Below are 24,267 nucleotides of genomic sequence, written 5' to 3'. Positions count from 1 at the left end.
TCCCTGCCTTGCCAAGTGTCACCCGGTCTGGCCATCGTCGATCTTGAACGACGATCCGGTTACCGCTTCTGATGCATCAGAGCATAAAAACAGCAACAGCGGGAGCAAATCCTTTGCTTCCATCAACCTGCGGCGCGGAAATGTCTCGATCAATCGCTTTCCCGCATCGGTGGCAAAGCCCGGTGCATTCATTTCGGTCAGGATGTAGCCGGGCAGCAGCACGTTGACATTGATCCCCACCCGCACCCATTCGCGTGCGAGCACTTCGCCCATCCGCGATACTGCTGCCTTGGAGGTGCAATAGGCGAAAGGCGCGCGGGCAGAGCCGCTTGCCGTGACCGAAGAGATGATTACCACCCGGCCGTGCCGCCGCTCAGCCGATCCGGCCGCCCGCATCCGGCGCGCGCCTTCACGTGCAGTCAGAAAAACGCCGCGCACATTGAGCGCCAGATGCGCATCGAACGCCTCAACCGACATGTCGAGTGCGGAGCCTTCACCGCTGGCCCCGGCATTGGCGACAACGCTATCGACCGGACCGAATGGCGCTTCAGCCGTGTCGAAAGCCGCGATCGTCGAAGCTTCGCTGGTGGCATCCATTTCAACCGCCACTGCCCTGCCGCCCCGCGCTGCAATCTCTGCAACCAGCGCATCAAGCCGGTCCTTGCGCCGCGCCGCTGCAACCACGGCCGCTCCGCTGGCGGCCAGGGCGCGAACGAATTCCGCGCCCAGTCCGGACGAGGCGCCTGTCACCAGCACGGTTCTTCCGCTCAGATCGAAAGCTTGTGGTGGTGTCATTCCGGCTCCTTTCTCAGTTTCGAACCTGCAGCTTGCCGCGGGCAATCACTTGCGCCTGGATTTCCGCCGCACCTTCAAAAATATTGAGGATCCGCGCGTCACACAGCACGCGGCTGATTTCATATTCCAGCGCATAGCCATTGCCGCCATGGATCTGGAGCGAAGCATCAGCATTGCTCCAGGCAATTCGTGCGGCATGCAGCTTGGCCATTCCCGCCTCGATATCGCAGCGCTTGCCACTGTCCTTGGTCCGCGCCGCGAAATAGGTCAGCTCGCGCGCCATGGTCATGTCGACCAACATCATTGCCAGCTTGTCCGACACGCGGGGAAATTCGATGATCGGCTGGCCGAATTGCTTGCGGTCGCAGGCGTATTGGAAGCCGAGTTCGAACGCCCGGCGCGCCACACCCACGGCGCGCGCTGCCGTCTGGATGCGGGCGCCTTCGAAGGTTCGCATCAATTGTTTGAAGCCCTGTCCCTCTTCGCCGCCAAGCAGTGCGTCAGCAGGAGTCTTCATGCCATCGAACTGCAGCGCATATTCGCGCATTCCGCGGTAACCAAGGACCTCGATCTCGCTGCCGGTCATCCCCTCGGCGGGGAATGGGTCCTCCTCGCTCCCGCGCGGCTTGGGAACAAGCAGCATCGAGAGTCCCGCGTAGCCCTTCACGTCGGGCAGGGAGCGCGCCATCAGGGTCATCAGATCGGTGCGCGCAGCGTGGGTGATCCAGTTCTTCGCGCCGGTAATCTCCCAGCCTTGAGCTGTACGCACAGCCCGCGTCGCCAGGCTTGCCATGTCCGAGCCGGTGTCAGGTTCCGTAAAAACTGCGGTGGGCAGCACTTCGCCGCTGGCGATCCTGGGCAGCCAATGCGCTTTCTGTTCGGCCGTTCCGCCAAGCATTATCAGTTCACCGGCAATCTCGCTGCGGGTGCCGAGCGAGCCCGCGCCGATCCAGCCACGCGACAGTTCTTCGGTGACGATGCACATCACCAGCTTGCCCAACCCGAGCCCGCCATGGTCTTCGGGAATGCATACACCAAAAGTGCCCAGCGCGGCCATTTCGGCAACCGCTTCATCAGGGATCAAGGCGTTTGTCAGGTGCCAGCCGTGGGCGTGCGGCAGGATGCGATCATCGGTGAAACGGCGGTATTGATCGCGGATCGTATCGAGCAACTCGTCGCCGAGCCGATCAGAGACCTGCGCACCCTGGCGGATCAGGCTGATCAGGGCCGCCCGGTTTTCGGGGCTGTTGCCGTCAGCATGGGACAGCAAGATCGGCACGTGATTCGCCAGGCCGAAATCGCCGGGGCGAATGAATTCGTTCTGGCCCATGGGCAACCCGCCGGCCAGTTGCGCCAGCGTCTCGCCAATCCCGATCGCCACCACCAGTCGCTCGGCCTCGCCGCCCTGCACAGCGCCCCAGACGATCAGCGCCCGCAACGCCTCAACGCTGGTTTCGATCCAGGCATAACCGTGGGCGATATGTTGCAGGGCATCGATCGACGACGCAGCCACTCGCTCGCGCACGGCTGCTTGCGCGGCGTCGGCATAGGCCTGCGCCGCCGCCAGGGCTTGCTGCATTGCCGTATCCGCGTCGCTCATTGCACCTTGGCCGCCTCCCAGTACTGATCGCGCAGCAGCCGCTTGTAGAGCTTCCCGGTATCATGGCGCGGCAGTTCGGCGAGAAAATCTATGCGACGCGGTATCTTCACGCCCGACAGTTTTTCACGCGCAAAAGCCGCCAATTCCGCGCGGAACTGGTCGGTGGCGTCCGCCATATCGACTGGCTGGACCACCGCGATCACTTCCTCGCCCATTTCTTCATGTGGCCCGCCAATCACCGCGACATCCTGGACCTTGGGGTGGGTGACAAGGTGACTTTCGATCTCTTGTGGATAGATGTTCACCCCGCCGGAAATGATCATGAAGCTCTTGCGGTCGGTCAGGAACAGGTAGCCGTCCTCGTCGAGCCAGCCGACATCGCCCAACGTGGTCCAGCCCTTTGAATTGCGGCTTCCCTGCGTCTTCTCGCTGTCGCCATGATATTCGAAGACATTGTCGCTTTCAAAATAGACCGTGCCTTCGTTGCACGGCGGAAGCACTGTTTCGTTGTCTTCGCCCATGATGTGGATCGTACCCATCACCGACTTTCCGACCGAGCCTGCTTCTTCCTTGTCCGCCAGTCTCAACCAGTCGGCCGAGCCGATATAGGTAAAGCCATTGCCTTCGGAACCGGAGTAGTACTCTTCCAGGATCGGCCCCCACCAATCAATCATCGCCCGCTTGACCGGCATCGGGCAAGGTGCGGCTGCATGGACGGCGCAATTGAGCGAGGAGAGGTCGTACTTGCGGCGCACTTCTTCGGGCAGCTTGAGCATCCGCACGAAATGGGTCGGGACCCACTGGCTGCAGGTTACGCGATACTTCTCGATCGCCGCCAGCGCGCCCTCGGTATCGAACTTCTTGAGCATCACCACAGTGCCGCCGATCTTGTGGACGGTCATCGAAAAGCGAAGCGGCGCGGCGTGATAGAGCGGGGCGGGCGACAGATAGATACTGTCCGGCGTGAAACGGAACACGGTCAACGCCAGTTCGGTCAGGCTGTTCGAGGCGTCGATTGCCGGATCTTCAGGCAACGGGTGGCGCACGCCTTTCGGGCGGCCTGTGGTACCCGAAGAATAGAGCATATCAACCCCGGCGCGTTCATCCGCAACCGGAGTTGTCGGCATGGGCGCTAGCGCACTTTCGAGAGCAGCGTAACCTGCAACCGGTCCGCCGAGCGAATAGCGTTCCAGACTGGTCTGAAGCTGGGCCGTGACATCTGCCAGGCTACCCGAAACGATGAACAGCTTCGCTCCCGAATTCTCGAGGATATAGTCAGCTTCGTCTGCCGTAAGGCGCGATGAAAAGCATACATAACGTAGCCCGGCTCGCTGCGCCCCCCAGGTCAGGCTGAAATAGTCCGGCGTGTTCTCGAGCATGAAGGCGACGACATCGTCATGACCTAGCCCGCGCGAACGGAAGAATTGGGCAACCTGGTTCGACGCATCGTCGAGCTGCTTGTAACTGCGTGTTTCGCCGGTTTCAGCCACAATGATCGCGGGCTTGTCGGGGGTCGCCTTGGCGTGGACGCAAGGGTGCATGATAATTCTCGATTCTTGAAAATTAGGGCAGGTCGATCAGCCCGCGACGATCCGCACAGGGGCTGATTTGATCATGTTGATGAACGGATGGGCGTCGCGGACGATCTCGCCAGCCACTTCAAGCCGCATCTTGCGCCTGGCCATTTCCGATATCAGCGTCGTGATCTGCAGTTCGGCCAGCCGCGCGCCCAGGCAGCGATGCACCCCGTAGCCGAACGACAGGTGACGCCGGGCGTTCTCGCGATCAGGCAGGAACAGCTCGCCGTTCTCGAACATGGTTTCATCGCGATTGCCCGAGATGTACCACATCACCACCTTGTCGCCTTCCTTGAAGGCATGGCCACGGAAATCGTGGTCTTCGGTGACGGTCCGCCGCATATGGGCGACCGGGCACTGCCAGCGGATGATTTCGCTGGTAGCGTTGAGGATCAGGCTTTCGTCCGCAACGATCCGGTCCCACTGCTCGGGCCAACGGGTCAACGCGTCGGCCAGCCCAGACATGGTGTTGCGGGTGGTGTCGTTGCCGCCGACCACCAGCAACGCCATATTGCCGACAAATTCTGCCGGCTCCATTTTGCCCAAGGCGCTAGAGTGGATCATCATCGAGAGCAGGTTCGGAGCGGGCGGCGCGTCAGCGCGTTCCTGCCACAACTGGAAGAACCGGGTGCCCATTTCAACCAGCGCCGCTTGCCGTTCCTCGGGATGGTTCTGCATCATATCGAGCGAAGTGATCGCGTCAGACCAGATTGGCAGCTTGTGGCGTTCTTCCCATGGAAAATCGAACAGGATCGCCAGCATGTCGGTGGTCAAATCGATCGCGACCTCACGCGTCCAGTCGAACACCTCGCCGCGCGGGAGTGAATCCAGCCGGTGCGCAGTGCGCTCGCGGATGCTGTCGCCCAGCCTCGCGATTTCGGAGGGAGTGAAGGCTGGTGTCACCACCCGGCGCTTTTCAGTGTGGCGCGGCGGATCCATCGCGATAAACATTTCTTGCGGGTTGGAATCGACTGTGTCGGGCTTGCCAAGGAAATCCTCGTCGATCAGCGAAATGCCGCCGCGCGCCATTTCCGAGGAATAGCGGTTCGGCAGGGCTTCGATCTCGACGATATCCTTGTAGCTCGCGATCGACCAATAGGCGCCGAATGGGCTTTCGCTAGTGTAATGTACCGGCGCTTCGCGGCGCAGCCGGGCCATCACTGCGTGAACCGAGCCATCGGCAAAGCGATCGGGGCGGGCGGGATGGATGGTGGCGATATCGCAAGTCAGATCGTCGCTCATCAGGCGCTCCTGTGATCTACAGATTCTATTTCTACCAATGCTGCCGAGCGCATGGTCTCAGCAAAGTGCCTGCGCGCCAACAGCAGCCCGGCTGCAGCCAGCGGTGCCGCAACGCAGGCAATCGCAATCAACGATTTGCCCAGCCCGTCCGATCCCGGGAAGATCTGATCGGAAAACAGCGCCACGACCAGCGGTCCTGCCCCAAGTGCAATCAGATTGACCACGAACATGTAGAGCGCTGATATCTGACCACGCATCGCCCCTGGCGGCATCAGCGGCATGATCACCACGCTGAGATTGCTGAGGCAAAGCAGCAAAGCATATGCTGGCGCGGCGAAGGCAAGGGATAGAATGGCCGAAGGGGCGAGCAGGCTGGCAATCAGGAAGGGCAGAAGCAAGGCCAGGCACAGTAAGGCGACCCAAACGTAACCGTCGTTCCGACCACGCCGGTTGATCCTTGCGAGCAGAGCAGGCCCAGCCAGAGCCGCAACCGGGATCACCGCCAGGCAGATCACCCCAAACAGATAACCCGCCTCGGACGGCGGCATGCCAAACTTCCGGCTCAGCATCGCCGGGTACCAGGTCAGCAGCGCCAGAGCGATCATTCCGTTGAGCCCGGCAGTCCAATAAAGCATCAGATAGGACTTCAGGTTGGCTCGGACATGCGCGGTTACCGAGGCCAGATCGGTCTGGCCCGAGCCCTGATCGGATTGCCGCACAGGCTCCCTGACCAGCAACGCGAACAGCAAGGTAAGCAGCAAGCCCGGCACGGCAACAAACAACAGGGTGAGCCGCCATGTCGCCATACCGCCGACCACCGGCAAGCCGGTCACCCAAGGCGAAGACACAAGCTGGATGCTCGCCGCGCCCAGGATCATTGCGCTGGCAGCGCCGATCGATCCGGCCCCTACGAAAATGGCCAGCGGCATAGTTCGCCGCTCGCGGGTGAACAGATCGCCAATGATCGACATGGCGGCGGGCACCAGCGCGGCTTCACCGAGCGCGACCCCGATCCGGAATACCACCAGCATGCCGTAACTGGACGCAAAGGCTGACGCCGCCGTCATCCCGTTCCAGATCAGCGCGCCCAGGAAGATCAACCAGCGGCGGTTCCCCCGATCGGCATGACGCGCCATCGGCAAGGCGAACAGGACATAGAACACTGCGAAAGAAGTTCCGACCAGCAGGCCCATCTGGGTATCGCTGGCGCCCAACTCGGCCTTGATCGGATCCATCAGCAGCGAGAAGATCAGCCGGTCGAGGTAGGATATGATGTAAAGTGCGCTGAGCAGCAGCGCGGCAGTCCACGCGACAGCCAACCCAGGGCTGCGGCTTTGGAACATGGTGCTATCCTTCACATTCCGCCGCCGCAGAGGGGATGCGGCCGGGTAGCGTCCCCGGAAAACCGGTCCTGGACGCTACCCGGCCGCCATGGTGCCTAGAACTTGAACGAGGCTTCGACGCCATAGGTGCGCGGCGGTGCGTACCATCCGACAAAGCCGCCTGGTGCGCTGGCACCACCAGCGCTCATCACCGCATTGAGGATCAGGTTGGTTGTCGCGGTGTAATAGACGTGGTCGGTCAGGTTCTTGCCAAACACGGATACGCGCCACTGGCCGTCCGGCCCTTCGACCCCGATCCGGGCGCCCAGATTGGCAAAGCCAGCCTGATTGCCCCGGGGGTCCAGCGTTTCGATCAGATTCACGTCGTCAGTGAAAGCAACATCGCCGCTGATGAAGCCAGTGATGCCGCCGCTACCCAAGGGCCGGCGATAGTCGAAGGCCAGGCTAGCTGTAATCGGTGGGCTTTGATACGGGCGTAGACCGGTAAAGTTGCATGATCCTGGCCGGACACCTGGGGGAATGCCGGGATTAACGACCGGACATTGGCCGCCGGTGAAGTTCGTGTACTTGGCGTCTAGATAAGCGAATGAGCCGCGTAGTGTCAGGCTGTCAGTCGGCCGTACGGTCAATTCAACCTCAAGCCCTTGCGAGCGACGATCCCCCGAATTGCCGACTACGAATCCTGACCCGGCAGGGTTTACAGTCGCGCTCTGTATGCCCTTGATGTTCATGCGGTAAACGTCGAAATTTAGGACGATTCGACCATTCAAGAAGCTCGATTTAAACCCGGCTTCGATCGTGTCCGACGTTTCTTCGTTGAATTCGATCGGAATGGTCTGGCCCACCGGGCCACCGTTAAAACCACCAGCCTTTGAGCCGGTACCGTATGTGATGTACCCCATGATTTCCGGTGTGAAATCAAGTTGTGCGGTCATCGAGTATGTGACCCGATCCTCAGAACGTTTGAGCCCCGGCCGATTGGTGTCATTTTGAATTAACGCCTTGAAAGTGCCAGAAGTTCCAGGAAGTGTAACAACAGCTGAATCCGCATTTTTCTTGTCATTGGTATAACGAAGACCGCCAATCAGGCGAAACTGATCGGAAACATTGAGCCGCAATTGACCGAACGCAGCAATGCTTTCGGTATTCTGATGGTAGGTCGAGACATAGCCGTCGCCCAGACGCGCTCCGAACAGGAAAAACCGATCTGATCCCGGTCCGAGAGCCAATTCGGTGGTGTAGTCGACATCTTCGTTAAGGTAGTAGAGCCCGGCAAGATAGCTTATCTTCTGGTCGGTGGGCGAAGCAAGACGCAACTCTTGCGTCCATCCTTTGCGCCACAGATCTGAACCAGAGCGCGTAAGCGTTTGGCGCTGAAGACCGGCAAAGGCTGCATTAGGAGCGTCATCTCTGATCCAGCTATAAGCGGTTATCGAAGTAAGCGTGCCAGCACTGCCCAAATCGACATCGATAGTGGCCGAGCCTCCAGCAATTTGCATGGCCGTCCGCCCCGTCTCGAACTCCTCAACCTTGTGGTCGCCGGTTACTAGGTTGAGCAAAGGCGTGCCCAATGCTGCCGAACCAGCAATGAATCCCGGAGTGGCGGTGGCTGCCAGATCCAATTGCTCTGGCGAACAACAACGAAAGTCCATCTTGGTGTAGTAGCCAATTAGATTGACCGTAAGGTTGCTGCTTGGGTCCCACTTCAACCGGGTGCGAACGCCCCATTGCTTGGCGGAGTTGATGTCTTTGCCGGTGGCGAGATTGAGCTCGTAGCCATCGCGGTCACTGAACCAGAGCGAAACGCGGCCAGCCAGGTTCTCACCAAGCCCGCCACCGAGATAGCCGCTTAGCTGCATGTCGTTGTAGTTGCCGTAGGATGCGGTGACCGAAGCCTCCGTGTCCTGTGAGGGCGCGCGGGTATTGATGTTGATTGCACCAACCGGCGTGTTGCGGCCATAGAGGGTGCCTTGGGGTCCACGCAGAACTTCCACCGTGCTGATGTCGCGCAGATTGCTCTGGAGCGGCCCCGGAATGGGCAGATAAACGCCATCGAGAAACACGCCGACGCTCGGTTCGATCCCCTGGTTGGTCCCGTTCTGGCCAATGCCGCGCACGAACACGCCCGAATTGCGTGCCGTATTGGATGTGACGAAGCGCAAGCTGGGGACATAGCTCTGGAGCTGGGCAATATTGTTGATACCGCGCTGCTCAAGCGCATCCCCACTCAGGGCACTGACCGACATCGGCACGTCCTGGATGTTTTCCGGGCGCTTGCTGGCCGTGACGATAATATCGTTGCTATTGGCCTCTGCGTCGTCGGCAGCTTCCTGGGCAAATGCCGTCGTTGGCATCATTGTGAGCATTGATGCGCTGCACAGCAGCAGGCCGGTGATCTTGAAACCGTTCATTTTTCCCTCCCAAGTAACTCTCGTCAACGCAGGCTATCAGCGCGGACCCACTCCTGATGGTGGCCGTGCGGCATGAGTCGTCATCCGGTCACAGTCTCAGACTTGCGGACAATACGGCGATTGTCAACAATTTCCTGATTTCAGATCGTCGGCCTGATTTTCCTGCATTACGGATAGTCAGATTGCCGTGAATATTGTAGCTTTCAGGTGATGAGAGCTGAACAAAATGAGATCGTTGAGGGCTTTGGCTGGATCGGACGCCGCACGCCGACCGTAGCAGACTTGCGCCTGACAAGCCCCGATCGCCCGCTTTCGATTGCCGAGCAAATTGCCGATCGGCTTGCAGACGGGATCATCCGGAACGAGATTCACGAGGGCTCCTGGCTGCGTGAAGTAAGCTTGGCCGAACGGTTCACCGTCAGCCGTGCGCCGATCCGCGAGGCGTTTCGCTTGCTGGAAAGCGATGACTTGCTTGAACTGCACGCCAATCGCGGCGCGATGGTCAGCCGACTATCCCGCAGCGACATCTGGCAAGTCGGGTTCATTTCGGAAGCACTCGTTGAACCGTCGGTCCGGGTGCTTGTCGAAGGATGGAGCGAGAGTGTCAGGGATGCCTATTTGCAGGCCGCCATCAGAATTGCCGCCGGAGCCGGAGAGTCCGATGGAGCCACGATGGCGCTGAATATGGCGATTCACAGCCTGTGGTGCAATCGGGCAGGGGTTGGTCCCAAGCTGGAGCGAATAACCCGGATGATGTTTCGGCAGACGCTGCGATATACTGCTGCGGGACTGCTGGAAAAGCAGGACCGAATGCAGGCAGCTGAGGCCATTAGGGCTTTTGCCACCGCCGGGGCCAATGGCGACTCGACCAGGAGTGCGGCGATCTATCTGGATATCTCCCGCGAAATGCACCGCCGCGGATGGGAGCGCCACATAGCCGAACGCGCGGAAGCTACAGCCAAGGTCAAGCGGGTTTCAAAAAAGGCAAAGGCCAGTGCAGCTGCTTGATGCTGCTCGCGCAATCAACTGGCGAACGCCGTACCCCACCTGAATGCCTGAATCGCCCTGTGCAGGTAACCCAGCCTCAGGCGGCATCACCGGTCAGCCTTGCCTGAAACAAGATGTGGAGAATTTCCCCATTGCCTGGGTGATCTTCGACCCGCCAAAACAAAATGTGCGTAGATTGTTGACAATTGCCGCATCTTGATCGAAGTTCGATCTAAACCCGGTCAGGCGACTCTGCTGCCGCAGAGATGCGGCGGCACCTCGCCACAAATTGACCGGGGAGCCAGGCATGCCCGCATGGCTCGGCCAATTCGGCGGCAGTTAGTGCCGCGCAGGAACGACGAACAGAGGATAGACCAAGATGGCTATGCGACTGCAGGACGGCATTTTCATTGCACCCTTTCATTCGTTGGACGAAGATCCGACCCTGTGCATCCACCGCGATCTCGAGCTGATCGAGTTCGTCGAGAAGCTGGGCTATGAGGAGGCTTGGGTCGGTGAGCACCATTCGGCGGGCTTTGAGATCATCGCCAGCCCGGAGTTGTTCATCGCCGCAGCAGCAGAACGCACCAAGCGGATCAAGCTTGGGACCGGCGTGGTCTCGCTTCCTTACCACCATCCGCTGACCACCGCTGATCGAATTCTCCAGCTTGATCATCAGACCCGTGGCCGTGTGATATTCGGTGTCGGCCCCGGGCTGCTGCCGTCCGATGCGATGCAGATGGGGATCGACCCTTCGACCCAGCGCGACCGGATGGTTGAAGCAATCGAAGTCATCCTGCGCTTGTTCAAGGGCGAGCGAGTGACACACAAGTCTGACTGGTTCACGCTTGTCAATGCCAGCTGCCAGATCAAGCCTTACTCCTGGCCGCACCCGGAAATCGCAGTAGCATCGTCGATGACCCCGTCGGGCGCCAAGCTGGCCGGCAAGCATGGCTTTGGCATGCTCTGCGTCGCGGCGACCCAGGAGGGCGGATATGATGCTCTCGGCAATAACTGGCGGATCGCCAACGAGACGGCGGCGGAGAACGGCCACGTCATGGATCCTGCACAACTGCGCCTGGTCGGTCCGGTTCATATCGCCGAAACCCGCGAAAAGGCTTGGGAGAACGTAAAGTTCGGCGGGCTCAAATATGCCGAGTACCTGCGGCAGATGAAGCGGCCCGGGAAGTCCCTTGACGAAGGTGACAAGCCGATCGAAAAACTGGTTGAAGATGGTTCAGCCGTCGTCGGAACACCTGACGATGCGATCGCCCAGATCCGCCGCCTACAGGCCAAGCAAGGCGAGTTCGGCACTTTCCTGCAACTGGCGCACAATTGGGCTGACTTCGATAACACCAAGAAAAGCTATGAAATGTGGCGCCGCTATGTCTCGCCGGTGATCAATGGCATGAACACTGCCCGGCAAGACAGCTATGACTGGGCGGTCAACAATTCGCCTGAATTTGTGGCCCAGGCCAACAAGGCGATTTCTGCGACCATTACCAAGCACAAAGCCGAAGTTGCCGCCAAGGCTGAGCAGGAAGCCAAAGTCGCCTGAGAGCTCATGGGCTTGACTAAGAGGTGCGGTCAGACCGGGCAAAGGGCTTACCTTCACCCCGGCGAAACGGGATGAAACGCGATGTTTGACTTACTGATCAAGGGCGGCACCGTCGTCGACGGGACTGGATGTGAGCCATCGGTTCAGGACGTTGCGATCAAGGATGGGCTGATTGTTGCCGTAGGGCCAGGCATTTCGGGCGAAGCCAGCGAAGTGGTCGATGCCAAGGGCTTGTTGGTCACTCCGGGCTTTGTCGATATCCATACGCATTACGACGCTCAGGTCGCCTGGGACAGCGAACTGCTGCCATCATCCGCCCATGGCGTCACCAGCGTAGTCATCAGCAATTGCGGCGTCGGCTTTGCGCCGGTGCGCAAGCAGGACCAGGAATGGCTGATGCAGGTGATGCAGGTTATCGAGGACGTTCCGGTTGCGGTGATGAAGGCTGGGATGAAGTGGGACTGGGAAAGCTTCAGCGAATATCTCGATGCGATGGACCGCAATTCCTACGCGCTCGATATCGCCACCCAGGTTACCCATACCGCCTTACGGAAGTATGTGATGGGTGATCGCGCAGATCGCGATGAAACCCCGAATGAGGACGAAGTCGCCGAAATGCGCCGACTGGTCCGCGAAGCGGTCGAAGCAGGTGCAATGGGCTTTTCCACCTCGCGCTGCTCGATCCATCAGACTGAGCACGGTCCGCTGCCCGGAACCATGGCCAGCGACGAGGAAATCGACTCGTTGGTCGAGGCTGTCAGCGAAGCCGGCGGCGGCGTCTACCAGTTGATCCCTTCGGGGCTGACCGGGGTGGTCGCCGGGCAAGACAATGGCGTGAAGAACGAAATCGCCGGCATGCTGCCCGATCCGCACTTGCTGTCGGACGAGATCAAGCGAATGCGCCGACTGCACCAGAAGACAGGCGTGACCTGCACTTTCTCTTTCCCGTCATCGCCGAAGATGGGCGACGACTATGCCCGCAGCCGCGAGCAACTTGCCGAAGCCCATGCGGCCGGCGAGAAGATATTCCCGCAGTACGCGCCGCGCCCGTTGACGGCGTTTGGCAATCTTGATGTCCAGCACATCTTTACCGGACGGCCCACCTATCGCTCGCTTGCGCACCTTCCGCGCACTGAGCGGGCGCGGAAAATGGCAGATCCCGCAATAAAGGCGGCTATCCTGTCCGAGGACGATGTCGAACCGGAAACCCACGATCCCTTGCAGTCAATGGCGATCACTTTCCGCAACAACCTCAAGGCCGTGTACCTCTTCTCCGAAGACAACATGGACTATGAACAGGCCCCTTCTCAGTCGGTCCATGCTCTGGCGACGGCACAGAGCCGCGATCCGGTCGAACTCTATTACGATCTGCTGATCGCCGATGAAGGCCGCAACCTGCTGGTTTGGTTTGCCGACTACCGCGACGGTGATCTCCGGCTGAAACAGGAATATGTGCCCGAACCCAGCTTTGTCATGGGGCTCAGCGACGGCGGGGCCCATGCCAAGCTGATCGTCGATGGCAGCTTCCAGACCAGCTTCCTCGCCCACTGGGGGAAGAACCGCACCCGCGGCCCGCGCTTCCCAATCGAAATGCTGGTCAATCGCATCACGCAGCTGCCCGCCAAGGTGTTCGGCTTTACCGATCGCGGAGTGATCAGGGAAGGCATGCGCGCGGATATCAACGTGATCGACTTCGAGCGCCTGTCGATCGGCTTGCCGCATCTGGTTGGCGATTTCCCGACTGGGGCGGAACGCTTCCTGCAAGATGCGCAAGGCTATGTCATGACGATCGTCAAAGGAGTCGTCACCCGCCGCGACGACATGGACACCGGGGCGCGGCCCGGGCGGCTGTTCCGCAACCCGTTCAGTGCCGCTGCACGGGCAAAGCAAGCATCCGCTGTAGCGGCACAATAAGTTTCCGCCTGTCTGTTCGCCCCTTTGGTCAGTAGACAATCGGCATAGTCGTTCACGGGGTGAGGATACTGAAGATGCGCAAATCGGTTACGGTCTCTTTGGTAGTGCTGATTGCCTTCACCGGTGCGGGCATTAGTGCTCAGGAAGCAGTCCCCTCGCCAGACCGGACCGTGCTGCCCATCGTGAAGGGGCCGTTCAAGGGCAAGATTGGGCTCTCCGCCAAAGATTCGGTTCCATCCTATGCGCCTCCCGTCAAAGCTCCTGCGGGCGCCCCGAATGTCGTGGTAATCCTGCTCGACGATGTCGGGTTTGGTGCGTCGAGCACGTTTGGTGGACCGATCAATACCCCCAACCTGCAGAGGCTGGCTGACGCCGGTTTGAAGTACAACCGCTTCCACACCGCCGCGCTGTGCAGCCCGACCAGGGCGGCCCTGCTGACCGGACGCAACCATCATTCGGTCCATTCAGGCGTAGTGACAGAAATGGCCACCGGCTATCCGGGCTACGATTCGGAGATCGGCAAGGACACCGCCTCGATCGGCGAAATGCTGAAGCTCAACGGCTACAACACCGCCTGGTTCGGCAAGAATCACAACGTGTCCGATTGGGAATCGAGCGCCTCGGGTCCGTTCGATCGCTGGCCGACAGGGCTGGGTTTCGAAAAGTTCTACGGCTTCATTGGCGGGGAGACCAACCACTATCGACCGGCTGTCTACGACGGAACCACCCCGATCGAACCCTACATCGGCAAGAAGGACTACCACTTCGACTACGACATGGCTGATCAGGCGATCAAGTGGATCGACATGCAAAAGGCGGTCACCCCAGACAAGCCGTTCTTCATCTACTACGCCGCCACCGCGATGCACGCCCCGCAGCAGGCCAAGCCGGAATGGGCGGCCAAGTACAAGGGCAAGTTTGATCAGGGCTATGACAAGATCCGCGAGGAAATATTCGCGCGTCAGAAGCAACTGGGCGTCATACCCGCCAATGCCAAGCTGACACCGCGCCCGGCTTCGATGCCAGCCTGGGACACGCTGACACCGCAGCAGAAGGCGATGTCCGCCCATTTCATGGAGCTGGCAGCCGGCTACCTTGAGCAAGCCGACTACAACATCGGCCGTGTCCTCGACGAGATCGAGGCCAAGGGCGAGCTCGACAACACCTTGGTCATGTATGTGGTGGGCGACAATGGCGGCGCGGCCGAAGGCACTTTGCAAGGTGCCTTCAACGATATGTCGATCATCAGCGGTGCCACCGAAGATCCCAAGTATCTTGAACAGCGCAAGGCCGAACTGGGCAGCTGGAAATCATCCAACCTCTATCCTGCACAGTGGGGCTGGGCGCTGAATACACCGTTCCCATGGGTCAAAAAGTTTGCCAGCCATTTTGGTGGAACCCGCAACGCCATGGTTGTTTCCTGGCCTAACGGGATCAAGGCCCGCGGTGAGGTCCGATCGCAGTTTCATCATGTCATCGACATCGTGCCCACGATCCTGGAGGCTGCTCACTTACCCGAACCAAACTCGGTCAACGGAGCGGCGCAAAAGCCCATCGAAGGCGTTAGCATGGCTTACAGCTTCAACGCTGCCAGTGCACCCGATCGCCGCAAAACCCAGTATTTCGAGATTTTCGGCAATGTCGCGATCTACCACAACGGCTGGGTGGCAATGACCACTCCGCTGCGCGTGCCATGGAGCCCGAAAAGCGCCGACATGGACTTTTTCACCACCCCGTGGGAACTCTACAACATCGACCAGGACTTTTCCGAAGCCGACGACCTGGCAGCGAAGAACCCTGCCAAGCTCAAGGAAATGCAGGAAGTCTTCCTGGTTGAAGCGAAGAAGTACAATGTCTTGCCGCTGGATACCTCCGCAATTGAGCGGTTCGGTTCGTTCAACCGGCCAAGCCTTACGGCCGGGCGCACAAGCTTTGCCTATCGTAGCGGGATCAAGCGCATTCCCGAGGGCGCCGCGCCCGATATCAAGAACCGCTCCTGGTCGCTCACCGCCGACCTGACCAGCAGCGGCAGGGATTCTGGCGTGATTGCCACTCAGGGCGGGCTTTCGGGCGGATGGTCATTCTATTTCGCCCAGGGCAAACCGGTCTTCAGCTACATGTTTGCCGATGGTTCAAGCTACCGGATTGCGGCGCGCAAAGCCGTGCCGAAGGGCGCGCACAAGGTCGTGGTGGACTTCGTTTATGATGGCGGCGGGGTTGCCAAGGGCGGCACGGTAACCGTGCGGGTGGATGGCCAGCTCTATGCCACCGGCCGGGTCGAAAAGACGATCCCGTTCCGCTTCTCGACTGAGGAAACGCTTGATTTCGGTGAGGACACGGGAACCCCAGTCGACATGACCTACGACGTCCCGTTCCGCTTCACGGGCGGCCTTGGTAAAGTCGTGATTGACCTGAAATAGCCTGGCATGACGATCCTGCGCTACGGCCAGCGGCTCAACATTCTGGTCTCGGTCAAGGGGCACAGGTTCGATCGAACAGCGTTCGGCGACCTGTTCGATGAAATGCCTGGGGTCGCGGCGGCCATTGTCGATCAACCCGCCTCGGCCAGATTGATGACACCCGAGGGTATGGCGGGTTTCGATGCCGTGGTGCTTTACGACATGCCTGGTACCGATTTCCTGGCCAGGGGCGGGCCTGCTTTCGTCGATCCTACACCCGCAGAGCAGGCTGGTTTTATGGCGATTCTCGATGCCGGGATCCCGGTCATCGCGCTGCATCACGCTATCGCCGGCTGGCAGACCTGGCCGGAATATGCCGAGGCCCTGGGGGGACGGTTTCTTTACAAGCCGGCCAACGTGCGTGGGCACCACTGTCCCGATTCCGGCTATCTGACCGATGCGGTCTATACGGCACAAGCCGCATCGGCAGGTCATCCCATTCTGGCTGGCCTGCCCGAACAGATCCCGTTCAAGGACACGCTGTTCCTCTATGAGGTGTTCGAGGATGCCGTGACCCCCTTGCTGCGCGCCAACCATAGCTTCGATAGCGCAGGGTTCTATTCGACCGCGGAGGCCCTGGCTGGCAGGATGTTCTCCAGTGCGGGCTGGCAGCACGAACCCGGTTCGGACCTGATCGGCTGGACCAAACGGTCCCGCAACGCTCCGGTTGTCTACCTTCAGCCGGGGCGCGGACCGGAAACCTGCTCCAATCCGCACTACCGCCAACTGGTCCGCAACGCGATTTTCTGGGCCTGTTCACCCGAGCAACGCACCTGACCAAGACAGAAAGCAAAATCCCTATGTCATCCAGACCTGTCATCGTCGGAATCGGTGGGACCACTCGGTCCGGTTCCTCCACCGAAAAGGCGCTGCGCTTCGCGCTTGATGCGGCGGCAGCGCTGGGCGCCGAAACTGTCCTGCTGGGAGCAGCCGATATTGATCTTCCGCCCTATGCGCCCGAGCGCCCCGAGCGGACCCCTGAGGCGACCCGGCTTGTCGCTGAACTGCGGCGGGCCGATGGTATCATCATCGCCTCGCCAGGCTACCATGGCGGGGTCTCCGGGCTGGTCAAGAACGCGCTCGACTATACCGAGGATATGCGCGGCGATGAACGCGTCTACTTTGACGGTTGCAGTGTCGGCTGCATTGTCACGGCCGCTGGTTGGCAGGGGACGACAACGACGCTTTCTGCCTTGCGCAGCATTGTCCACGCCCTGCGCGGCTGGCCGACGCCGCTGGGGGTCTGCATCAACTCAACCGAGCCTGCTTTTGCCAGCGATGGCACCTGCCTGTCCCAATGTATCGCCGATCAGTTAGAGCTTCTCGCAGCGCAAACCGTCGACTTTGCGCGGGCGAGAGCGGCAAATTCCAGGCAAGCGGCATGACGCGGGCGCTCGTCACTACTGAGATCGCCGATGGAATCGCCATCGTCACGCTCAATCGCCCTGAGGCCATGAACGCCTTGTCCGCCGCGCTGCGCGCTCAATTGGCCGAGGCAATGCGCGCCGTTGACTCTGATGAGGCCGTTCGAGTGATTGTGTTGACCGGTGCTGGCGAGCGCGCTTTCACCGCCGGGCTTGATCTCAAAGAGCTTGGAGCTGATACCAGCAACCTGGGCGCCGCCAATGCCGAACGTGCCGAAGAAAACCCGGTCAAGGCGATCGAGGATTGTCGCAAACCAGTGATCGGCGCAATTAACGGCGTGGCGATCACTGGCGGGTTCGAAGTGGCGCTGGCCTGTGACATATTGATCGCATCATCCAATGCACGCTTCGCCGATACCCATGCCCGGGTCGGCATTTTGCCGGGGTGGGGTCTGTCACAGAAGCTATCGCGAACTATTGGCATTTCACGGGCAAAGGAACTGGCCTTCACCGGCAATTTCCTCGATGCGGAAACAGCGTGTGCCTGGGGGCTGGTCAACCGCGTGGTGGCACCTGAGGCGCTGATGCCAACTGCGCTGGCGCTTGCTGCGGACATCGCCTCAGTCAACCCCGGCATGATCGAGGCGTACAAGCATTTGATCGATCAAGGCTATCGACGCTCTTTCGCTGATGCCCTTGCCTTTGAACACAATACTTCGACTTCCGCCAACGGCGAAGTCAAAGCCAAGGATGTCGAGGCGCGTCGGACCTCTGTTATGGCGCGAGGTCGCAAACAATAATTTGACCCCAAGCTCTGATTCGATTCTGGGGGCACGGGCGGGGACATTCAAAGGAGCTGTCGCTCGAAATAGTTTATAATTACAATAGATTAGTTCAAAAATGCGAATCCCTCCGTCTCCGCCATTTTCTGCACAGTCCAGCTTCCCTGCTGGGTCTACTGACAGCTGGATCTATCCCAGCTGTGCTACTTTGCGTCGCGCCGCGATCTGTTGTTCGCGCGTGCGGTGTGTCCGCGGCGGTGCAGCGGTCTGATCTGAAATTGCCTTGCGATTTGCTGTTGAAGCCTGACTTGCTGGCATGACTGCATACCGGTCCGGCGAGCTAAGCTGCACAGTTCCGGGCGATGTAGTCTGCGTGGCCGGGCATGGCCTCGGCCGCGCGCGCCAGAGCCGCTTCCAGTTTCCGCAGGTAATCGGCGTGATCGACCCCACGCAGTGGCAACAGTGGGTCCGTTCCTTCTGGCATATTGCCTTGCCCAACATGCACCGCCAACCAGCTGGGCGGGCCGAACAGATCTGCGTCACGCTGGACCAGACGGCCATTGCGACGGAAATGTTCGATTTTCCAGGTGACCGTTTCGGGCACATCCATCGCCGCGCAATAGCGCCACAGTTCGCTGTCCGTGCGGGAGGTGAGCTTGTAGTGCAGGATGATGAAATCGCGGATCCGCTCGAACTCGTTGATCGCGATGCGGTTGTACTCGTCGATCACCAGCGGATCGAATGTCCGGTCGGGAAACAGCGCAATCAGTTTTGAAATCGCCGCCTGGATGAGGTGAATAGACGTCGACTCCAATGGCTCCATAAACCCGCCCGATAGCCCAACCGCAACCACGTTCCTGTTCCAGAACAGATTGCGCCGCCCCGTCACGAAGGAAAGCTTGCGCGGTTCGCCCTGCGCCTTGCCATCGAGGTTGGCCATCAGCACCGCAGCGGCTTCTTCATCCGAGATGAACTGGCTGCAATAGACATGCCCGTTACCGGTGCGATGCTGGAGCGGGATGCGCCATTGCCAACCGGCTGCGCGCGCGGTTGAGCGCGTATAGGGCGTAAACTCACCGGCGCGCTCGCACGGCACGGCCATGGCGCTGTCGCAGGGCAACCAGTGCCGCCAGTCCTGATACCCGGTCTGCAGCGCGCCCTCGATCAGCAACCCGCGAAAGCCGGAGCAATCGATGAAGAGTTGCCCCTCGATCCTCCGCCCGTCCTCCATCTGCACATGGCTGACATGGCCGGTCTGCCCGTCCAGTCCGGCTTCCCCAACCTTGCCTTCGACCCGTACTACGCCGCGCTGCTCCGCATAGCTGCGCAGGAACCGGGCATAGAGCCCGGCATCAAAGTGATAGGCATAGTCAAAGGTCGAAAGGACATTGCGCGGTTCTGGCGAGGGGTGCGCAAAGCGGCCGCGCTTGGCCGCGGCCCAGGCCATGCACAGCTCGTCCAGTTCGGGCGCCCGGCCCTCACGCTGCGCGGCGATCCAGTATTGGTGCAAAGGTACGAAATCTAAATTGCGGCCATGGGTGCCGAAAGGGTGGAAGTATCGGCTCTTCTCACTGCCCCAGCCTTCGAACTGGATCCCAAGCTTGAACGAACCTTGTGTCGCCCTGACAAAGTCATTTTCGGCAATTCCGAGTGTCTCGTTGAAAGTGCGGATCGGGGGAATCGTGGCTTCACCCACGCCGACTGTGCCGATCTCTTCGCTTTCGATCAGCGTAATCGAACAGCCGGTGCGGATCGCATTGGCCAGCGCTGCGGCTGTCATCCATCCGGCTGTGCCGCCGCCCACAATCACAATCGACTGGATGGAATCGCTTTGCTGCATCACGCAATCTCCTTGCAGTCTTCATCCCGCATCACCGCACCGCGATCAAGCATGCTGGACAATCGATTGAAATCACCATCGCGGCCGTTTGAGATCAAGCGCCAACACCAGCCGTTCGCCGTCATCAAAGGGCATTGTTCGGTGCCACATCGTAGCGGGGAACACCGCGCAAAGTCCGGGTTCAGGAGCAATCGTCGCATAGGCGGGCAGATCAAGCCCCAGCTCTTCAGGGGGAGTGCCAAAAGCAATATGCCCGGCGGGCGGCGGGCCCATTGATGCGGCATCAGGCAAGGCGACATAGAACGCCGTGCTGATCCAGCCAACCGGGTGATTATGCGGCACGTTGTAACCCTGGCTCTGCAGCCGCACCGACCAACTGCCTTCAACCAGCAGTTCGCCGCGCGGCAAACCGAGTAGCGGATGCCCCTGTTCATGCGGTGGCAGACCTGCAACATATTCACGCAGGCCATCAAGCCAACGCGCCTTGGCTAGGCGGATCAATGGCTCGTGCCGCTGGATCACCGACCGGTCAGTCTGGGTGCCGCCCCGCACCGACTGTTCGACATAAGGCCGATCCATGACATGCAGGCTGCGCAAGAGTTCGGACAGATCTGACAGTTCGGCAGGACTCAGATCGATCCGGATCGGCTTGATAAATTGCTCGGGCCGGTCAATCCAATGCCAGCGTGCGTCTTCAGCCATGCGCCAGACCAGCGAGAGATAGGGCCAGAATACCGGCGCGCTGGGCGTTAAAAGCTGCGCAAGGCAGATGCTTTCAGCGTCTTGCAAGCGGCGCTGACGCAGAAAATGGCGCACTCGAATCAGGTCAAGCGTCTGGCCTTGGAACGCGGCGCAAGCGGCAAGACCAGCTTCGGTCGCTGCAAGGTCACCGCTTTCGCTATCAACGAACAACCGGGCAACGCGCAGCGCCTGACTGTCCCCCAGTACGGCCTGGGCGCGGCCGAGCACCGCCAGCGTTGCGGGCCAATCGCGGGTCTGGGCCAGGGCGTGGAACCAGGCAAGCCACAGCCCGGGGTTGTCCGGTTCTGCTGCGACGGCCGCAGCATAGCTGTCTGCATGGCGCGCCTGGTCGCCGGTCGTCCAGCGCAACACGGACAACGCCTTGTGCCCTTCGAGCCACCCCGGACGGCGAGCCAGTTCGGCCTCAAGCATGGCCTCCGCCTGGGCAGGTTCGCCTTCGGTAGCAAGTGCCGCAGCGCGCAATCGCAGCAAGTCACGGTTGGCTGGCTGGAGTCTTTGTGCTTCGGCGAACAGACTGGCGGCCGGCAAGCCCAATTCATAGCGGGTCTGGGCAATTCCCTGGACCAGCGCGGGATCCTGCGCCCCGGCAGCACGGGCAGCCGTGAACACTTCCAACGCGTCGGTCAGGCGCTGTGCTTGGCGAAGCGCAACGCCGTGCAGCAGTGCAAGTTCACCGTCGCCTGGCTCGGTCCGCGCCATGACAGAGAGCAGGGCAATCGCCTTTGCAGCCAGCCCAAGAGGCAAGGCCTTGCGCGCCAAAGCCAGCTGGCGCCCGCGTGCCTGCGGATCAGGCCCGCGCAGGGCCAGGCTGAGTTCGGCCGCAAGGCTTTGCTCCAGTTCGGTCTGTTCCGGGGTCATGATCAAACAGGTGTCACGGACGCAAATCGGGGGCAACCTTGCGGTTGCCCCCGTAAGCTGACTGGATTGGCCCGGATGGCTGGGAGGCAACCATCCGGGCCAAGCCGACTGGCTTAGAAGCTGTACTTGACTGAAGCGGTCCAGGTCCGGCCCAGCGCCGGGCCGGTGCCGATCACCGCCGGGTTGACCGAAAGATCGGCCACACCGCCACTGCCGCGCAGATCATAACGGTTGAACAGGTTGTAGACCTGCATCCCCAGTTCCAGCTGCTTGATCGGAGAAACCCGCAGGTTGGCACCGAACACGGCTCCGCCCGGATAGGACCGTCCCGCATCGTCAATGACCCCAGACTGGCCGGTGGTGTTGATCCCGAAAGTGACCAGATCGTTGAAATCATAGTTGGCCTGCACGGTGTAGACCAGGTCAGGCATGTACTGGGCGCGAACGAAGGGAGTCGGCTTGCCGGTGGCATCCGCACCCGATCGGGTCGCCTTGGTGAAAGTGGCATTGCCGACCAGGTTGAACCCGCCGTTGTTGTAGGTGCCATAGAATTCCAGCCCCCACGACTTGTAGCGCGCATCGATCACGCAGCCGCCCGCGCCGCCCGGACAACGGGTGGCCGACAGTTCAAACGTGCTCTGCTTGAAGTTGCCCTTGAGCAGGGTAGCTTCAACCGAATAGCGCCCGCCAGCCAGATCGCCACGGTTCTTGAGGCCCAGTTCGTACTGCTTGACGAAGTCAACCGACGGGGTGACGCCATCTGCCGCGCAGCCCAGCGTACCCGCCTTTGCCATCGTCCCTGTGCAGAGCGAACCATCAGAGGCGATCTTGCCGCCGAAGGTCTGGCGATCCGAGTTGAAGCGGCCCCCACGCGAAGCACGGACGAACAACGAGGTGTTGGCGTTGGCCTTCCACAGCGCGCCCGCGGTCCACGAGGTGTAGCTGCGGCTGTAGTTGAGCACTTCACGGGCACCGTTGCTGGTGATCGCCGGGATGTTGACCCCGTTCGAATTGACCAGGAACTCATTGCCGCCCTGGCTACCGCCGCCTGATGCCTTAACCCGTTCGAACCGGACCGAACCGTCGATCGCGAAATGATCTGCATCCAGATCCAGCGCGGCATAGGGAGCCGTGTTGGTATAGGACAGATCGTAATCACGGGCGCAGCAGTTGCCCCAATTGTTGTTATAGCCCGAAATGCCATCCTGGGTCAGCTTGGCTCCGGTGGTGCTGTACAGATCAAGCTGCGCCGGATTATCACCCGATGCTTCGCGCAGGCTCTTGTTGGTGTGCCAGTCCATCGCGATGTCCTGGTTCATGTAGAAGAAACCGGCACGCGCCGTGATCTTGGCAAAATCGGCGTTGAACTTGGCCGACAGGTTCAGGTCATTGGCCAGGCTGCCAACATCGCGGATGTTGGTGCGGACATTGGTGTTGTTATCGACATAAGTGCCGGTGAACACCTGCCCGGCCTTGGGGCCGTTGGCATAGCGGATCGAGCCCACCGTGGCATAGTTCACCCCGTTGAGCGCGAGGGTCGAACCGACGATCCCGGTCGCGCGGCTGATGTTGCTGAACGGCGAGGCAAAGCTGCCGCTCATCTTGGTCCAGCGCATATTGTCATCGATAGTGATGCCGCCGTCGGTTTCGTAGTGGAACTGACCGCCAAGCGCCGTCGCCTTGGTGCTGATCCCGCTCATCGGCGTGCGTTCCAGCGTGCCGTTGCGGTTCAGGATCGTGAAGTCCTGATTGTAGATCGAATAGTTCGAGCTGTTGCGGCCATCAAAGCCGGGGAACGGCTGCACATCAGTGAACTTGCCGCCAGAGAAGCTGGCCAGCGCCGGAGCGCCAGTATAGTTCGGCTCACGCGTGTCAGCGACCTTGACGAGCAGGCGGAAGAAGCCCTTTTCATCGTCAAAGGTCTTGGTCAGGTTGCCTTTCATCTGGAACGATTTCGAGACGTTGAAATCCGCTTTGAGCGGACCACGGCCCGACTTGAAATAGCCGCCCAGATGGAAACGCAGCGTATCGTTGATCGGACCGCCATAGCGGAAATCGACCTTGGTTTCGTTATAGCCGATCCCGGTGCTGAGCGCGACCGCGCCGCCTTCCTTCTCGCCGGTGTTCGAAATGTAGTTGATTACCGCACCCGGCGCCTGCGAGGCATAGGTGGTCGAACCGCCGCCGCGCACCGATTCCACGCGCGCAACCGTGCTGTCGAAATGGGTCCAGTAGTCATTGTTGCCGAACTGCATATCGCCGAACAGCACGGTCGGCAGACCATCTTCCTGGATCTGGACGAAGGGCGAACCACCGGTTGCGACGGGGAGGCCGCGCACCGCGATGTTCGAGTTGCCGCCCGGGCCTGAGGTGCCGGGCACCTGGATGCCGGGGATCATGCGGAACACTTCTGCTTCGCTGCTGGGCTTCATGGCTTCGATCAGATCGGCGCCGACGCTGGTCACCGAAATGGACGAATTGAGCTGGGTCTTGTCTTTGCCCGAAGCGGTAACGACGATTTCGTCGAGCGCCCCGGCACTGTCATCGACTGGTGCATCCTGAGCCATGGCAGGCATAGCCGACAGGCTCATCACCGCGAGCGACGCGGCCGAGACACAGCTCTTCAACGTGAACTTCTTCATTTCCTCTCCCCTCGGGTCAGAATCGCTTGCCTAGGGCAAGTCCGAGTGTCGAGTCGCATATACAACAATCGATTGCAATGCCTTTTGACAATCGATTGCGAAAACGCCCTCTCTGTGGCATTCGCGCCACATC

16 protein-coding genes are annotated in these 24,267 nt (G+C 60.4%); 7 read left to right on the top strand and 9 right to left on the bottom strand.

The genetic code is table 11. The features are described 5' to 3' along the window. Positions 1-18 precede the first annotated feature (18 nt). From MNBBLIKP_RS06530 to MNBBLIKP_RS06505, 6 genes are all read right to left on the bottom strand, one after another. Positions 19-795 carry an SDR family NAD(P)-dependent oxidoreductase gene (locus MNBBLIKP_RS06530; RefSeq protein WP_088308660.1) on the bottom strand — a complete coding sequence of 259 codons (777 nt, stop codon included), beginning with the start codon at positions 793-795 and terminating at the stop codon, positions 19-21. A gap of 13 nt (positions 796-808) precedes the next feature. Continuing rightward, complete coding sequence (locus tag MNBBLIKP_RS06525) at positions 809-2,395, bottom strand: acyl-CoA dehydrogenase family protein (protein WP_217896661.1); 1,587 nt, start codon at positions 2,393-2,395, stop codon at positions 809-811. After that, a complete protein-coding gene (locus MNBBLIKP_RS06520) occupies positions 2,392-3,936 on the bottom strand; it encodes an acyl-CoA synthetase (RefSeq protein ID WP_088308658.1) in 1,545 nt (514 codons plus the stop codon). The genes MNBBLIKP_RS06525 and MNBBLIKP_RS06520 overlap by 4 nt, the downstream gene beginning before the upstream one ends. 36 nt (positions 3,937-3,972) lie before the next feature. Further along, the gene (locus MNBBLIKP_RS06515; protein ID WP_088308656.1) at positions 3,973-5,214 is read right to left on the bottom strand and encodes a cytochrome P450; all 1,242 of its coding nucleotides are present in this window, start codon (positions 5,212-5,214) and stop codon (positions 3,973-3,975) included. Continuing rightward, complete coding sequence (locus tag MNBBLIKP_RS06510) at positions 5,214-6,557, bottom strand: MFS transporter (RefSeq protein ID WP_088308654.1); 1,344 nt, start codon at positions 6,555-6,557, stop codon at positions 5,214-5,216. The genes MNBBLIKP_RS06515 and MNBBLIKP_RS06510 overlap by 1 nt, the downstream gene beginning before the upstream one ends. A 95-nt stretch (positions 6,558-6,652) precedes the next feature. Next, complete coding sequence (locus MNBBLIKP_RS06505) at positions 6,653-8,968, bottom strand: TonB-dependent receptor (protein WP_088308652.1); 2,316 nt, start codon at positions 8,966-8,968, stop codon at positions 6,653-6,655. A gap of 210 nt (positions 8,969-9,178) precedes the next feature. Here MNBBLIKP_RS06505 and MNBBLIKP_RS06500 point away from each other — a divergent pair, with 210 nt between their 5' ends. The 7 genes from MNBBLIKP_RS06500 (at position 9,179) to MNBBLIKP_RS06470 (ending at position 18,050) form a co-directional block, all read left to right on the top strand. Then, positions 9,179-9,976: a GntR family transcriptional regulator gene (locus MNBBLIKP_RS06500; RefSeq protein WP_088308650.1), complete on the top strand. Its 798-nt coding sequence runs from the start codon at positions 9,179-9,181 to the stop codon at positions 9,974-9,976. A 358-nt stretch (positions 9,977-10,334) separates the two neighbouring features. After that, complete coding sequence (locus MNBBLIKP_RS06495) at positions 10,335-11,513, top strand: LLM class flavin-dependent oxidoreductase (RefSeq protein ID WP_217896660.1); 1,179 nt, start codon at positions 10,335-10,337, stop codon at positions 11,511-11,513. Between the two features lie 81 nt (positions 11,514-11,594). After that, positions 11,595-13,427, top strand: a complete 1,833-nt coding sequence (locus tag MNBBLIKP_RS06490; RefSeq protein ID WP_088308648.1) for an N-acyl-D-amino-acid deacylase family protein — start codon at positions 11,595-11,597, stop codon at positions 13,425-13,427. A gap of 74 nt (positions 13,428-13,501) precedes the next feature. Then, positions 13,502-15,847: an arylsulfatase gene (locus tag MNBBLIKP_RS06485; protein ID WP_088308646.1), complete on the top strand. Its 2,346-nt coding sequence runs from the start codon at positions 13,502-13,504 to the stop codon at positions 15,845-15,847. Positions 15,848-15,853: 6 nt separating this feature from the next. Then, entirely contained in the window at positions 15,854-16,663 is an 810-nt protein-coding gene (locus MNBBLIKP_RS06480) for a ThuA domain-containing protein (protein WP_088308644.1), read from the top strand. A 23-nt stretch (positions 16,664-16,686) separates the two neighbouring features. Further along, a complete protein-coding gene (locus MNBBLIKP_RS06475; RefSeq protein WP_088308642.1) occupies positions 16,687-17,271 on the top strand; it encodes an NADPH-dependent FMN reductase in 585 nt (194 codons plus the stop codon). After that, the gene (locus tag MNBBLIKP_RS06470) at positions 17,268-18,050 is read left to right on the top strand and encodes an enoyl-CoA hydratase (RefSeq protein ID WP_088308640.1); all 783 of its coding nucleotides are present in this window, start codon (positions 17,268-17,270) and stop codon (positions 18,048-18,050) included. The genes MNBBLIKP_RS06475 and MNBBLIKP_RS06470 overlap by 4 nt, the downstream gene beginning before the upstream one ends. Positions 18,051-18,372: 322 nt before the next feature. On the opposite strand, the gene MNBBLIKP_RS06465 is transcribed toward MNBBLIKP_RS06470, so the two are convergent. The 3 genes from MNBBLIKP_RS06465 to MNBBLIKP_RS06455 form a co-directional block, all read right to left on the bottom strand. Beyond that, positions 18,373-19,872 (bottom strand): tryptophan halogenase family protein, encoded by a 1,500-nt coding sequence (locus tag MNBBLIKP_RS06465; protein WP_088308638.1) that lies wholly within the window; start codon positions 19,870-19,872, stop codon positions 18,373-18,375. 72 nt (positions 19,873-19,944) lie between these two features. Beyond that, the gene (locus MNBBLIKP_RS06460) at positions 19,945-21,492 is read right to left on the bottom strand and encodes a putative 2OG-Fe(II) oxygenase (RefSeq protein WP_088308636.1); all 1,548 of its coding nucleotides are present in this window, start codon (positions 21,490-21,492) and stop codon (positions 19,945-19,947) included. A 113-nt stretch (positions 21,493-21,605) separates the two neighbouring features. Continuing rightward, positions 21,606-24,134, bottom strand: a complete 2,529-nt coding sequence (locus MNBBLIKP_RS06455) for a TonB-dependent receptor (protein ID WP_088308634.1) — start codon at positions 24,132-24,134, stop codon at positions 21,606-21,608. Positions 24,135-24,267 lie beyond the last annotated feature (133 nt).

The sequence above is a fragment of the Novosphingobium sp. B 225 genome, from assembly GCF_002198665.1.
Taxonomy (GTDB): domain Bacteria; phylum Pseudomonadota; class Alphaproteobacteria; order Sphingomonadales; family Sphingomonadaceae; genus Novosphingobium.
Note: the sequence above shows the minus strand (reverse complement) of the source record. Positions and strands in the feature narration are given on the sequence as shown.